This is a genomic window from Bacillus sp. LK2 (assembly GCF_001043575.1).
Taxonomy (GTDB): domain Bacteria; phylum Bacillota; class Bacilli; order Bacillales; family Bacillaceae_G; genus Bacillus_A; species Bacillus_A paramycoides.
Genome location: NZ_LDUK01000025.1, coordinates 36,173 through 51,338 on the forward strand (window position 1 = coordinate 36,173; position 15,166 = coordinate 51,338).

A 15,166-nucleotide genomic window follows, 5' to 3' on the forward strand; every position below is an offset into this window, starting at 1 on the left:
TTCTCAATATTTCACATGGACAATAGCACACTTCCTTAACAGTTTTAATATCTTAATATTAAATACTGGAAGGAGGTGTTGGAAATGACTTGGTTAGTTATTTTAGGGCTTATGCTTATTGTTTTTATAAGCGGTTTTAAGTTTCCTAGTATTCATATAATTTTCAAAATAGATTCAAATACAAAAGCTATGCCAAGTTGGTCTTTTGTTAATAGAATAAACTTCCAAACATTTAAAGAATTAATAAAAAGATCAAATAGGAATAAACTCAAAAGCCTTACAATAGGAGAACTTTTTATTCCTTTAAGTTTATTTAATAAATTATTCGGCAAAACATTAATTTTTCTATTACTATTCTTTTACTCTCAATACTTAAACTAAACGCAATATGAGGTGATTTAAAAAATAGCAGTTGCCAAGTCTAGCAAAACAACAGATCGCCTATTACGGGCGATCTGTTTTAAATTAAATCGATCATATCAATAAATTCCAACGTATTCTTATGATAAAAAACTGAAGATATGAGAAGCTTTTGAAAGTAATTATTACAGATGCCTCAAGATATGCGTAGTGAAAACAACACTTCTCACCGCTAAATATTATGTTGTGATTGTGTAGGTTACGATGCGCGTTTTTCATGCATGGAAGAGATTATTCAGACCGTGTTGAAGTTCTGAGGGTGAGCTCTTACTTACAGCGATTGACTGGTAATAAATAATATAGCATATACTATTGTGGATAACGTCAGATGTTAAGTTTTGTTCAACATACGCGTACGTACTCGTATTTAGCACGACAATTGTGGTGACATAATGCCTGTCCGAATAAAATTGCAACATCAATGTACGCTTTGATTGTCGCAAATAATATATTTTAAACCAGAAAAAATGTGAATGTAAAAGGTACAAGATTCTTCTTTAAGTTTTTCAATAATTTTAATGTTTACTTTCATTTGCTACCTTTTTTCCTTTCTTTAGATTTAAAAATTGCTTTCAAAATTTATTCAACAAAAAAACAATGAAAATGATTGTTTTTTGTTAACATTTTAGTCAAAAAAAAAGAGAAAAAGTAAAGTAGAAAAGTAGTGTACAAGTAATACATTCATTATATTCACCGCCCCCGCCAATCTGCTTTTTTATTTTAGATTTAAAAAACATATAAATCACTGGTATACAGAACAAAACATGACCTGCTCTCTCCCCTAAAAGTTGCATCATATCTTCATATAGTCATAAAATTAATCTGTAGTCGAAAATACGTAAAGTGCTGCTAGAATGAATTACTGAGAATACGAAGAATAAAGGAGTGAAACGGAGTAAAAACTAAAAAAATTAGACAAGGAAAATGGAGAGATGAATTAAATGTTAAAGATCATCAAACATTTAAAACCATTTGTTGCTTCCATCATTGCAGTTGTATGTCTTTTAACTGTGCAGGCAGTATGCGATCTATCACTGCCAGACTATATGTCTAACATTGTCAATGTAGGGATTCAACAAAAAGGTGTAGAAAATGCAGTACCTGAGGTTATTCGTAAAAGTGAAATGGATAAACTTACGCTCTTTATGAATGAAAATGAGAAGAAAAAAGTAGCTGACAACTATGCACTTTTAGATAAGAACAGCCTCTCTCAAAGTGAACTAAAAAATGACTTGAAAGATTATCCGCAGCTTGATAAAGAACCACTTTATAAGCTACATACTGAAGATAAAAATACAATTAACGAACTTAACGATATCTTTGGGAAACCAATGTTAATTACACAAGGAATTGAAAAAGGCGGCCCATCTGCTTTCCCTCCTGCTGCGACAGGTGACAACAAAACACCAGCGAAGCTTCCGCCAAATACAGATCCTTTTGCAGTCATTGCGAAACTTCCCCAAGATCAAATCAATGCAATGAAAGAAAAGGCAGATGAAAAGTTTAAGAATATGCCAGGTAGCATGGTAACACAATCAGCCGTTTCATTCATTGAGAATGAGTATAAAAAGATCGGTATCAATATTGATAAGCTTCAATCTAATTATATTCTTACTTCCGGCGGGAAAATGCTGCTTTTATCCTTAGTAAGTATGGCAGCTACCGTTATCGTGAGTTTACTTGCTGCAAAAGTAGCTGCTGGATTAGGTAGAGACCTTAGAAAGAAAGTATTCCGGAAAGTTACAAACTTCTCGAATGCGGAGTTTGATAAGTTTTCCACTGCATCTCTAATCACAAGAAGTACAAATGATATCCAGCAAGTGCAAACACTTATGGTTATGATGCTTCGGATCGTATTCTATGCACCGATTTTAGGTATAGGCGGCATTATTAAGGTACTAACTACAGACGTTTCAATGGGATGGATTATCGGAGTTGCGGTAATCGCAATTTTAAGCTTAGTCATTGGTTTATTTAGCATCGCGATTCCTAAGTTTAAGAGTATCCAAAAGTTAGTAGATAAAATTAACTTAATCACTCGTGAATCTTTAACAGGTATGCTCGTTATTCGTGCTTTTAATAATCAAAAACATGAAGAAAAGAAATTTGAAAAAGGAAATCAAGATTTAACAAAAACAAATTTATTTGTAAGCCGTTTAATGTCATTTATGATGCCAATGATGATGTTTATCATGAATGCCGTTACTGTACTTATTATTTGGGTTGGATCACACCAAGTGGATATGGGACATATGCAAGTTGGTGATTTGATGGCATTTATGCAATATACAATGCAAATCATCATGGCCTTCTTAATGATTTCAATGGTATCTATTATGGTTCCACGTGCTTCAGTTTCCGCACAACGTATCGCAGAAGTTTTAGATACTGACGTTACCATTAGTGATGTAAAAGAGCCGAAAACATTTGCTTCAGACAAGAAAGGTTACGTTGAATTTAAAAATGTTAGCTTTAGATATCCAGGTGCAGAAGAAGATGTGCTTTCTAATATCACCTTTACTGCAAAACCTGGTGAAACGACAGCTTTCATCGGAAGTACAGGTAGTGGTAAATCAACATTAATCAACTTAATTCCACGCTTTTACGATGTCACAAGCGGCCAAATATTAATAGATGGCACGGATATTAGAGAAGTATCTCAGAAGGAATTAAGAGAGAAAATTGGTTATGTACCGCAAAAAGGAGTTCTATTCTCAGGTACAATCGAGAGTAATTTGAAATACGGCAAGAAAGAAGCAACTGAAGAAGAACTCGCAAAAGCGGCAGAAATCGCGCAAGCTATGGAGTTTATTAAAGCGAAACCTGAAAACTTCCGTACAGAAATATCACAAGGTGGTACGAACGTTTCCGGTGGTCAAAAACAAAGACTTTCTATTGCGCGTGCTCTTACGAAAAAATCGGAAATCTTCATATTCGATGATAGTTTCTCAGCTCTTGACTTTAAGACAGACGCAGCATTGCGCAGAGCTTTAAACAATGAGATTACAGGAAGTACTGTTTTACTTATTGCCCAAAGAATCAGTACAATCATGAATGCCGATAAGATCATAGTACTTGACGAAGGAAAAATAGTTGGAACTGGTACTCATGAAGAGCTTATGGAAAACTGTGAAGTTTATAAGCAAATTGCTTTATCACAACTTTCAAGAGAGGAGTTGTCATCATGAGTGATAGAAAAATAGAAAATAGAAGACAAGGCGGCCCTGGTCCTGGTGGTGGCGGTCATATGGGCGGCGGCATGAGAAAGATTGAGAAGGCAAAAAACTTCAAAGGAACGATGAATAAACTTCTACAATACTTGAAGCCCTATAAATTATCAATCTTAGTCGTTATCCTTTTCGCAATCGGTAGTGCAGCCTTTACAATCGTTGGTCCAAAAATTTTAGGTAATGCGACAACAAAACTTTTCGAAGGACTCGTAAGCAAAGTATCAGGAGCACCCGGTGCGGCTATTGACTTTACCTATATCGGAAACATTGTCATTTTACTCCTTGGATTATATTTACTGAGCACTGCGTTTGGTATTATCCAGGGGTACATTATTTCTGGAGTAGCCCAAAAAGTATCTTATAACTTCAGAAAAGAAATCGATGAAAAAATTAACCGTATGCCGCTAAAGTACTTTGATAAAACAACGCACGGAGAAGTATTATCGAGAATTACGAATGACGTAGATACGGTGAGCCAAACTTTAAACCAAAGTATGTCGCAAATCATCACATCCGTTATTACAATCATCGGTGTACTTATCATGATGTTATCAATCAGCTGGCAAATGACATTAGTGGCGCTTTTAATATTGCCAGTATCCATGATTCTTATCATGGGAGTCGTAAAGAAATCACAAAAATACTTCAAATCTCAGCAAGAATATTTAGGACACGTAAACGGTCAGGTCGAAGAAATTTATAGTGGTCACAATATCGTAAAAGCCTTTAACAAAGAAGAAGAAGAAGTAAAAAAATTCGAAGAGGTAAATGATACCCTTTACCTCTCCGCATGGAAATCTCAATTTTTATCTGGAATGATGATGCCGATTATGACATTTATCGGTAATATCGGTTACGTCGCTGTATCTATTTTAGGCGGATGGCTTGCGGTAAAAAGAACCATCGCAGTTGGAGACATTTTAGCCTTTGTGCAATATGTTAGAAGTTTTACGCAACCAATCGCTCAAGTAGCGCAAATCGCGAATGTACTTCAATCCACTGCAGCTGCTGCAGAAAGAGTCTTCGAATTTTTAGAAGAAGCAGAGGAAGTGCCAGAAGCAGAAAATCCAGTGAAGCTGCAAAAAGTTCAAGGAGAAGTTACCTTCCAAGATGTTCAATTTGGATACAATCCAGATAAGATTATCATCAATAATTTCTCAGCTAACATTAAGCCTGGACAAAAAGTAGCAATCGTCGGACCAACCGGAGCTGGTAAAACAACGATCGTAAAACTGTTAATGCGTTTCTATGACGTAAACAGCGGTGCAATATGTATCGACGGTCACGATATAAAAGACTTCACGCGAGAAGACCTGCGCAACATGTTTGGTATGGTACTGCAAGACACTTGGCTATTTAACGGCTCCATCATGGAAAATATACGTTACGGTAGACTGGACGCTACCGACGAAGAAGTAATTGAAGCAGCGAAAGCAGCTCACGTTCACAGCTTCGTAAAAACATTACCAAATAAATATCAAATGGAACTAAACGAAGAAGCAAGCAACGTATCCCAAGGACAAAAGCAACTACTAACAATTGCCCGCGCCCTTCTAGCGGATCCGAAAATATTAATACTCGACGAAGCAACAAGCTCCATTGACACTCGTACAGAAGTACTCATCCAAAAAGCGATGGAAAACCTCATGGAAGGCAGAACAAGCTTTATCATCGCTCACAGATTATCAACAATCCGTGATGCAGACTTAATTCTTGTCATGAAAGACGGGGATATTGTAGAACAAGGTAATCATGAAGAGTTATTGAAGGCTGATGGTTTTTATGCTTCGCTTTATAATAGTCAATTTGAAGGTGCGGATGCTTCTTAATGTAGGTTTCGAATAAAGTTTGATCAAATTAATGCTATTAACCGTGATAAAAGAACGAAAGAAAAGAGCGTGTTTTGAAAATCTATTTTATCAAGACCTTAATTGGAAAAAGTCACAAAAATAAAGATCGATACATATTAGACATAATTAATAAGTATCGATCTTTTACTTCTTTTCCACAATTGTGTAGAGATAATAAAGTCATATAATTTCGATTGTAGAAATAAAGTAACCAACTATCTGTTAAATAGATAGTTGGTTACTAAAGATGTTTAAAAAGGTAGCCTTTCTTTCATACTATAATTTTATTAAAAATAATAAAGTTGTTTAATTTTCATCAGGCAAATAATTAAACTTAGCCCCCTATCTCGTACTCCATTCTTTTACCATTTCATCATGATATGCTTCTGTCCAATGATATGGTTGCAACTCTTTTAAAGGTTTAAAAATAATATCTTGTTTAGAATTTGTAATCGCACACTGTACTTCTGGTCCCCAATAAAATAAACGTTCTTGGCATACACCACAAGGCGATATTACCTTTAATTCAGAATGCTCATTTTCTCTTGCAAGACAAATAGAATGTGTAACTTTCTTTTGAAATTTATGTGCTTCTAAAATTGCACCTGTTTCCATACAAAGTTCTGTTGAAGCATTTATTACGCCCGGAGCAACACTTGTATAAATTGTTCCATCTTCTACACGAATCGCTGCGGCTCCACCCCAATCATTTGGATATCTTTGTTCAATTAAATGTTTCACCACATCATATAATTGTTACTCAATATTCAATTTCTTTTCCTCATTTCTGCCCAAATTTTGATTTTATTATATCGAAATATTCTTTCTTTTATCACACCAACACAAACAAAAAAATGGAATGAACATCTAATTTCAAACCATCTTTTTGAAGAACTTTATTATCTTTTAAATGATTTTAATATTTTTTAAGCGACTTTATTATCACTCAACAGTTCTTTAATCCAAATCATTGTTACTATTGAAACCATAATTTTTCTAATCTCCGACAAAGAAAATATTTTGGAATAAACAGACAAAAAACTCTGGTTCTTGGATTGGGCTGTCTTCTTGGCTAAAATGATAAATTTTTAATTTTCTTCCAATGTGCGTTAATCAATTAGAAAAGCCAATAGTAAGGTTAAGAATAAGAAAATTAACGGGAAAGCTAAGATAAATAACATAAGATTATCGAAGGTTTGTACAAATGCACTTTGCATTTCAAGGCTAGGGACAAATAGCATTTCCTTCTTTAAGCAAAAGTAAGGGAGTAGTGTCCTTACGATTGATGCACTACATGACCATAAGTACTGAAAAGTTATACCTGAGAAACATATAAGAAGTACTGCATAACGATATTTTAGCTCTTGTAATTGTTTTATTTTTGTAGACATTAGACAAGTAATAATAAATAAACCAAATGAAAATATTGGTTCAATGAAATAAGGAATATTTAATGGATCACCTATAAGTATTGGAATAGTTATAGGTGAAAAGCCTAATTGAATAAACCATAATAAGATATATTTAACAATTCCTCTAAAGGAAAATAGTGCTGATAAACCAATTAGGCAAATGACAAACCAATAGACTTTTTTATAGTCTATATTATTGATAGAAAAAATCTTCAAATTGTTTCAACTCCCTTTGTCTGATGTCATAAAATTGAGGATTGAATGATTTTATATCTTCCTCGCGTACTAGAATGACATTATCAGAAATTGAAGAGTGAAAAATATCGTGCAGAACAGATGATTCAGTTTCAGGTAATTCATTAGGATAAATAGCGATGATTTTAGTATCTCTTGGAAACACCCACTTTCCCTCATGTGAATTGTTTTTTGCAAGCAGCTGGGATAATTCTGCTAGCGTTTTATAACTATTTACATTACCTTCAATCATTTTAGTCACGATAGCCCTAAATTCTAATAGCCCAACTGCATTTTGTGTAACTTTTTTTTGGAAATGATATACAGGTAAATTCGTTGTTAAAAAGCCTTGGTGGTAAAAACCATGGTCCTTTAGCAGTTCTTTAGATTCTATTAAATTGGTGTTATATGAGAATGCTAAAGAATTATTCAGCCGTGGTATTAATTGTTTATAATAATCAATGTTATTGTTCATAGTATTACGCGCATTGTTTAATACTTGGTACATCACAGCCGGGATTCTTCTCATAGGTGTAACATACACTTGCAGGTTAGATGTAGCTAATTCAGGGATTTCTCTTATCAGCTCTTTTAAGTTTGATGTTCGCTGTTTTCGCGAACTGTGTTCAGAAATTGTAGGATATGAATTATCAATAATAGCAAAAATGACATGATGCTGTATGGTTGGCATGAGTTTTGCTAATCTAATATACTTTTTAATTTTACTTACAATGACAGGGTTACGTTCAGAACCGGTGTCAACTTCTATACTGAGTTGATGCTTGTTAAAACGAAAAATCCAATCAGGCTTCAAATTATCGTCGTCATCCTTGATATCTTTAAACATAGAAAATGGTTGCATGCTGTAAAGTACATCGTCTTTACCATACATACGTTCGTCCCTCGCTCCTCGCTCCATATTTTCGTTTTCTCCCCATTCTTCAGATTCATAAATAAACTTTGGGATACTAGACCATCTCGAAAATGGAGATACATTTGAAATACCATATTCATTTATAAGTTTTTTAAAAACATATAGATTTTCTCCATTTTGACTACAAAACCAACCTTTTCTTTTAATTTCTAAATCAATGGTTCGAATAACTACTTCTTTTACACCAAGAGTATGTTCATATTGTCTTCTCCCAACATGTGGGTTTTCTTTTCTGTTTGTAATGAATCCAGCATGTTCAAGAATGTAAAGTCCTTTATCACCAATAGAGTATATACTCATTTCAAAGCCATGTCTTTTTTTTAAGTAGTAATTAGCCTTTTTTATAAACCTCAATTTAACCATCTTATTAAGACGATTAATTAAGGCATTATAGTTGATTGGTTGTTCATGATAGTGATTATAGAAGGTATGAAGCTGCCTCACAGTCAACAACCGTTGCTCATATAAAAAAAACAATGTATAGATATCACTTACACCTAGATACATTCCAGAATGATTTGCCCCCGTAATGTATTTTATTACCCAATCTTCTTTTCTCATAAAGCACCTCACAGTTTAAATTTTAGATATTGAAATTTGGTAAAAAGTGTAAAACCCATTTAATATATAAGAAAAATATGATTGAAGAAAGAATCAGTAAAAGTATTTTTTCTTATTGCACAGAATTCAATCCGAATTTGAGATAATAAAAAGGTTGAAAAAATCATTAGTTTTGCATTGGGAGTTATGAGGCATTATATACACAAATATATAATATTTTAAGGGATTTCTAGATATATTAAGTTGCGGTTTTTAAGCATTGTAATTTCGCTCGATGGAATGAAGTGAGGAAATACCAAAACAGTTGATATTAAAAGGTTTATTGAACCAGATGGTATGTGAATATAAGATATGGACCCAAAAATTGACTTAGGTTCATATGCCTAGATATGTGAACCTAAGTCTATGAAAGTAAGTATGAGTGGATATCGCTGGTTGAGTCGATTTATTTGTATTTTCTTAGATGATTGTAAAAGAGTTCATTAGAAGGTATTAAATAAAAAATTCTTATGTAAGAAAAGTAAGTTCAAAGTATATATACATTTGACGAAAAGAAGATAGCAAGACTTGTAAAGAAGAGGATCTATGAAGAGAAATAAATCAGATGCCTAAGAACAAATGTATTGATTACGAAATTTAATATTTATGTATTAGTCACCAATATTGGTACCAATCGCAAAGCGTTGATACGCAAGGCTTTAGCTATATTAGCTACTAATATATCGTCGTTTTTCTGTTAAATACATGCCGAAGATGAAGAAATCCCATGAAAAAATGGTGCATTAAACATATTAGACACCAGTATTGGTACCAATCGCGAAGCGTTGATACGCAAGGGTTTTAACTATATTAGCCACTAATTTATCGTCTTTTTTTTGTTAAATACATGCCGAAGATGAAGAAATTTCATGAAAAAATGGTGCATAAAACGTATTAGACACCAATATCGGTACCAATATTGGTACCAATCGCGAAGCGTTGATACGCAAGGGTTTTAACTATATTAGCCACTAATTTATCGTCGTTTTTCTGTTAAATACATGCCGAAAATGAAGAAATTTCATGAAAAAATGGTGCATAAAACGTATTAGACACCAATATCGGTACCAATATTGGTACCAATCGCGAAGCGTTGATACGCAAGGCTTTAGCTATATTTGCTACTAATTTATCGTCGCTTTTCTGTTAAATACATGCCGAAAATGAAGAAATTTCATGAAAATATTGTGCATTAAACATATTAGACACCAATATTGGTACCAATATTAGTACCAATCGCTAAGCGTTGATACGCAAGGCTTTAGCTATATTAGCCACTAATTTATCGTCGTTTTTCTGTTAAATACATGCCGAAGATGAAGGAATTTCATGAAAATATTGTGCATTAAACATATTAGACACCAATATTAGTACCAATCGCTAAGCGTTGATACGCAAGGCTTTAGCTATATTTGCTACTAATTTATCGTCGTTTTTCTGTTAAATACATGCCGAAGATGAAGAAATTTCATGAAAATATTGTGCATTAAACATATTAGACACCAATATTGGTGTCTAATGCTAAACGCTTATAAATAAAGTTTTTTTAAAGTTGACATTAATAATTAAATGAGGGGATATCATGAAAAAACAATAGGAATTTAACCTATTAGTCACCTATATTGGTGACTAATAATGGTCACTACTACAAAATCTTTGAAGGGAGGAGGTGTAGCAATAACTTCCAATAACGAAGATTATATAAGTTAAACTACCCTTCAGAACAAGTTAAAGACTATATTGAAAAGTTAATCCCTGATTATTATGTGCCATTACTTGCAAAAATAAAGGCATCAAACAAGGAAGAGCAATTAGTTATTTCTGAAGGGATCTCCAAATTGCGTGACCTAATCGATAAAAATAAATGAGTTAATCATAAGATACTTTTATTGAAAGGAAAAAGAATTATGTTTTTCATAGCATATTTACCTATTTTTCTGTATTTATTATTAGAATTTTATAGAAGTTCACCTGTTAAAGAAGAAAAACAAAATCGTGGTTCTAGTTTTTTTATCGGAGTAGTTTTAGCCTTGATGTTAACCATTCCAGAGATTATGTATTTCTTTACAATAAATAAGATTAATTCATTGCTGTTTTTTGGTGTTATTGTCGGGCTAATTGGTGTATGGATAAGATTTTCTTCAATGAAAATATTAGGGAGATTTTACAGTAGGAATGTCGGAATGCAGGGGGAACATAAGTTAATTCAAAACGGTCTATATAAATATATTCGCCATCCTGGTTATTTAGGGTCTTTTTTGACCTTTTTAGGATTTGCTATATCTTCATCTTCGATCATTGCCATTATCATAAATATCATTTTATTTTTCCTTGCGTATTCGTATCGTATAAAAATTGAAGAGAGAATTCTTGTTACACTGTTTGGTGAACAATATAAACAATATCAGTCCAAGACTTGGCGAATTATTCCGTTTCTATACTAGAGATTATAGGAGAAAGTTCAAAATTAGTTACTAAAGTCATTTAGTCTTTATATTAGAGCGATACCCAAACGAATCCTAAATAACATTGGTGGAAATTCTGGAAATAAAAAAACATAGTAAATCGAGTATGAAACCGCAAATGTTTTATACTCGATTTTTTTATTAATACATAAAAAAATAAAGAGTGAGCGGAATTCATCAAACCTGAAAATTACCTAAAATTAAAAAAGACCACCCTAAGGTGATCTTTTTATGTAGGGCGGGAAGACATCGGTCTTCCCTTCGGGTTGCCCCGACGGAAAGGACGTTTTGTTTCCAAAACTGTTTTTCCTAATTACATATTATGCAAGGGTTTCAGTTTAGTTCCTAAATTATTCAATAAAAAAAGTTTAATATATAACTTTTCTTTTTTATGGTTTTGTTTTTGGTTAGAAACTTGCGTTTTGGCTAGAGTGCTGGCTCGTCGTGTGAGGGCGAAACCCCACGAGTTAAACGTATCAACATATTGAATAAAAACAATTTTTGAGTGATTGATCTAAGCAGTTCGGCTCGTATACTTACTTATCCAAGTCGAGAACCATTATCTTGCGTTTTTTCTGTCGGCTTGGCGAAAAAAAGGGTTCTGGTGCAAAGATTGCATCTATTTGAAAGAGGCATATAGATTCCTAATGGAATCTATTCTTATGCAGTCATTCCGAATAGTTGATGAATAAACTTCATTTCATTTTGGACAGACTTGTCCCGTAAAATAAGTTGGCCTTTTTTAATGATATGCATCGCTTCTATTCCTGAAAGAATAGATTTAGCTGTACGAAAAGATTTCAATCCCAACATTGAACGAACTCTCTTTTTAATAAAACGATGATCTTGCTCTACAATGTTATTAAGGTATTTTATCTGCCTTATTTGGATGCCTACAGGCATCTATCTTCTTCTCTTTCTTCAACTCTTCAATCGCTATAGGATAGGCCGGATTTTTGTCTACTGTAATCACACGGGGCTTTGAAACATGAAAAGACTGCAAAGCTTTCTTGAAAAAACGCTTTGCAACCCTATAATCTCTTGTTTTGCTTAAATGAAAATCAATTGTATTTCCTTTTGAATCAACAGCACGATATAGGTACATCCATCGACCTTTGACTTTCAAATACGTCTCATCGACTCGCCAAGAATCATTGGTTGATTTAAGATGACATCGTACGCGCTTATCTAATTCGGGACCATATTGATGAACCCATCGCATGATAGTTGTATGAGCAAGGGATAGCTCACGTTCTTCCATCATTTCGACTAAATCACGAAAACTGAGGTTGTACCGTAGGTACCATCTCACGGTTAATAAAATAATATCCTTTGATAATGTTTCCACTTGAATAGATTTTACTTTTCCATACCAATCACATCCTTTTTTAGAGTGCTAGTATCAGTATGCCCAAGTTTGATAGACCATTTTCATATACTTCAAAGTTTTTGCACCAGAACCTACAAATGGATGTAATCATCCCAGACACATATTCTGTTACCATCAATCACCATCTCCCTATAGTTTGTATATGTTATCTTAGCTGTTGAGAAAAGGTTTCACTTATTCTAATTACTGTTGATAAAATTACAACACTTGTTGAGTTTTTATCAAAAAAATTATAGGACCATGCAAATTATTCAACAACCGAGAATAGAATACGGATGTATTTAAAAAATCATAGGGGAAGTGAAAAAGGAATGAGCGAAATAGATTCATATTCAGGTTCTTCAAAAGAAAGTCAATCGGACGAAAGTATTTCCTTTAAAGAAAAGGTGACAAAAGGCAGGTCAGGATTTAAAAGAAAACTATGGCTATTTTGGGCGCTTTTAGGACCAGGTATTATCTCGTCGCTAGCCAATAATGACGCTGGAGGTATGATCAGTTATACGATGACAGGAGCCACGTTTGGCATAAGCTTTTTTCTTCCTCTGCTATTTCTGCTCGCGCCTATTGACTATAACATGCAGGAGATGTCAATGCGTCTAGGAGCGGTAACCAAAACCGAGTATAGGGAACTGCTTCTTCGCCATTTCGGATCGTTTTGGCATTACGCCAGTGTGGCGGCATTAGCGTTGGCAAACTTGATGTACATTGTAACTGAGTTTATAGGAATGACGGCTGGGCTGACACTGATAGGTCTACCACTATTGATAAGTGATCTCATCAGTTTCGCCTTTGTCTGTTTTGTTATGTTTTTTATGGGATATTGGTCAAAAGAGAGATTAGGGATATTCGTCGGAGTAATCAATATTGTATTTATCATTGTCGCCTTTATGTCCCACCCCGATCCGACTGAAATTGGTAAAGTATTTACCAGTTGGCCGAGTATATCATGGGATCTAAAGGAAAATGGGATGTTGGTGTTTATCTTGGCAACAATCGGAAATGCCATCGCTCCATTTATGTTGTATTACAACAATAACACAACCCTAGATAAAGGGCTAACACGCAAAGATCTACGGTTAGGGCGTATTGACATTGCACTGGGCTCCCTGTTGCAGCCGATTTTTGCGGCTGCTGTCATGATCTGCGGTGCTGCACTCGTAGGACAGGTGGCTAATCTCGATGAGTCCAATCCGGCTGAGTTGATTACTGCTTTCATACCGGTTACTGGCCACTTAGGTAGCATTTTATTTGCTTTAGGATTATTTAATGCCGGCTGGCTTGCTGCCATCACAATTTCCTTTTCTTCGTCCTATACTATTGCCGGAGCCTTTGGCTGGAAGAGGAGTCAAAACCATAAAATATCGGAAGCACCAAAGTTCTATGGCCTCTATTTTGGCTGTCTGTTACTGGGAGCAGTGATTATTTTAATCCCTGGTTTGCCATTAAGTATGATAGCTGTCTTTACTCAAATTTTTGCGATTATGCTGTTTGTTCCGGATCTAATCTTTTTAGTTCTACTTACCAACAATCGAAAGGTTATGGGGGAACACGCTAACTCTCGGTGGAAACGAATAGTTGGATGGGGAATCGTATCGCTTTACTCGGCTGTGTCGGTGATAACAATTATTTTAACAATAAATGGTACTATGTCTTAAAATGATGGATGTGCACTTTGTTAATTCTGACAAACATTTATACTGTGAGATAAAAAATACCTTAGCCTGTTGTTTTTTCTAACAAGTCTGGGCATTTTTATTTCATTAATAAATTAAAATACATCATTTGACTCCAAAATTACAAAATTTCATTTCTTTGTTCGGATGCTTCCTTTCCGTTATGAAAGTTTAATATTATATTGAACCGTTAATACCAAATACCAAAAACCAATATATAACGATGTTTATATATATTTACAGCTAATTTAAAAGCCGGACAACTAGAGTAACTTCTATATATTCCATATCCAAATTGGTGCCCACCCCCAGTATATTAAAACTTTAATGCACCAGGGGGCAGGCACCAAAAGTACAAGTGAATCCATTACTTCACTAAACTTCCTAATAAAAAAAGCAATCCATTAGATCACTCTTCAAAAAAACTCATAAGAAACTAAGTAAAAATCGGCCAAGATTCTGGTCAAGAAATGTCATTTTTCTACGCTACAGAATTTACATAAGAAAATATAGAATCCCCTATACACCTTGATACGACTAACTTTTTTCTCGATATTCCCGAAACGTAAAATATATGTTTCTTATCTTGACAGCGTGGCGGTCTTAAGTTCGAGCCTTTCCGGAATGGGGAAGTTATAATTTAAATCACAAACAAAATAAAAGTATATATCTATTAGATGAGACTAATAAATATATACTTTTATTGTTTTTCTTCAAAAAATACAACTGCCTATTTAGAATAAAGTCATGATTACTTTTAAATTTTATTTTCAGGTTACACACTTTTTAGATTCACGAACGATATTTCCATACACCCCCTTTATTAGAAGTATTCCAAACAATATGTCCCATCCCATAATTGTATAAACAGATATTCTTTCAAACACTGCTGGATATCTAAGGGTGTTGAATTTACACAAACACGCACTAATGATTCCTATTACTCCTAAACTCACAC

The 15,166-nt window shown here is 34.0% G+C and carries 8 protein-coding genes and 1 pseudogene; 5 read left to right on the forward strand and 4 right to left on the reverse strand.

Features of this window, described 5'->3' with window-relative positions; translation table 11 throughout:
* Positions 1–84: 84 nt before the first annotated feature.
* From VK90_RS17510 to VK90_RS17520, 3 genes are all read left to right on the forward strand, one after another.
* The gene (locus VK90_RS17510; protein ID WP_025147668.1) at positions 85–381 is read left to right on the forward strand and encodes a hypothetical protein; all 297 of its coding nucleotides are present in this window, start codon (positions 85–87) and stop codon (positions 379–381) included.
* A gap of 980 nt (positions 382–1,361) precedes the next feature.
* The gene (locus VK90_RS17515) at positions 1,362–3,608 is read left to right on the forward strand and encodes an ABC transporter ATP-binding protein (RefSeq protein WP_048374252.1); all 2,247 of its coding nucleotides are present in this window, start codon (positions 1,362–1,364) and stop codon (positions 3,606–3,608) included.
* Complete coding sequence (locus tag VK90_RS17520) at positions 3,605–5,479, forward strand: ABC transporter ATP-binding protein (RefSeq protein ID WP_048374253.1); 1,875 nt, start codon at positions 3,605–3,607, stop codon at positions 5,477–5,479. The genes VK90_RS17515 and VK90_RS17520 overlap by 4 nt, the downstream gene beginning before the upstream one ends.
* Positions 5,480–5,842: 363 nt before the next feature.
* Here VK90_RS17520 and VK90_RS17525 read toward each other — a convergent pair whose 3' ends face one another.
* The 3 genes from VK90_RS17525 to VK90_RS17535 form a co-directional block, all read right to left on the reverse strand.
* Complete coding sequence (locus VK90_RS17525) at positions 5,843–6,244, reverse strand: cytidine deaminase (RefSeq protein ID WP_231595900.1); 402 nt, start codon at positions 6,242–6,244, stop codon at positions 5,843–5,845.
* 365 nt (positions 6,245–6,609) lie between these two features.
* Positions 6,610–7,128 carry a hypothetical protein gene (locus VK90_RS17530; protein ID WP_048374254.1) on the reverse strand — a complete coding sequence of 173 codons (519 nt, stop codon included), beginning with the start codon at positions 7,126–7,128 and terminating at the stop codon, positions 6,610–6,612.
* The gene (locus tag VK90_RS17535) at positions 7,106–8,641 is read right to left on the reverse strand and encodes a replication-relaxation family protein (RefSeq protein ID WP_048374255.1); all 1,536 of its coding nucleotides are present in this window, start codon (positions 8,639–8,641) and stop codon (positions 7,106–7,108) included. The genes VK90_RS17530 and VK90_RS17535 overlap by 23 nt, the downstream gene beginning before the upstream one ends.
* A 1,946-nt stretch (positions 8,642–10,587) precedes the next feature.
* Here VK90_RS17535 and VK90_RS17540 point away from each other — a divergent pair.
* Positions 10,588–11,124, forward strand: a complete 537-nt coding sequence (locus tag VK90_RS17540; RefSeq protein WP_048374256.1) for a methyltransferase family protein — start codon at positions 10,588–10,590, stop codon at positions 11,122–11,124.
* Between the two features lie 681 nt (positions 11,125–11,805).
* On the opposite strand, the pseudogene VK90_RS28870 reads toward VK90_RS17540, so the two are convergent.
* A pseudogene (locus VK90_RS28870) lies at positions 11,806–12,504 on the reverse strand (IS6 family transposase); the annotation flags it as partial.
* Between the two features lie 342 nt (positions 12,505–12,846).
* On the opposite strand from VK90_RS28870, the gene VK90_RS17550 reads away from it, so the two are divergent.
* Positions 12,847–14,190 (forward strand): NRAMP family divalent metal transporter, encoded by a 1,344-nt coding sequence (locus tag VK90_RS17550; RefSeq protein ID WP_048374257.1) that lies wholly within the window; start codon positions 12,847–12,849, stop codon positions 14,188–14,190.
* The last annotated feature ends 976 nt before the right edge of the window (positions 14,191–15,166 follow it).

Excerpts from the sequence above, each read along its gene's own strand:
- VK90_RS17510 (WP_025147668.1), top strand. The coding sequence starts at position 85 with ATGACTTGGTTAGTTATTTTAGGGCTTATGCTTATTGTTTTTATAAGC.
- VK90_RS17515 (WP_048374252.1), top strand. The coding sequence starts at position 1,362 with ATGTTAAAGATCATCAAACATTTAAAACCATTTGTTGCTTCCATCATT.
- VK90_RS17520 (WP_048374253.1), top strand. The coding sequence starts at position 3,605 with ATGAGTGATAGAAAAATAGAAAATAGAAGACAAGGCGGCCCTGGTCCT.
- VK90_RS17535 (WP_048374255.1), bottom strand. The coding sequence starts at position 8,641 with ATGAGAAAAGAAGATTGGGTAATAAAATACATTACGGGGGCAAATCAT.
- VK90_RS17540 (WP_048374256.1), top strand. The coding sequence starts at position 10,588 with ATGTTTTTCATAGCATATTTACCTATTTTTCTGTATTTATTATTAGAA.
- VK90_RS17550 (WP_048374257.1), top strand. The coding sequence starts at position 12,847 with ATGAGCGAAATAGATTCATATTCAGGTTCTTCAAAAGAAAGTCAATCG.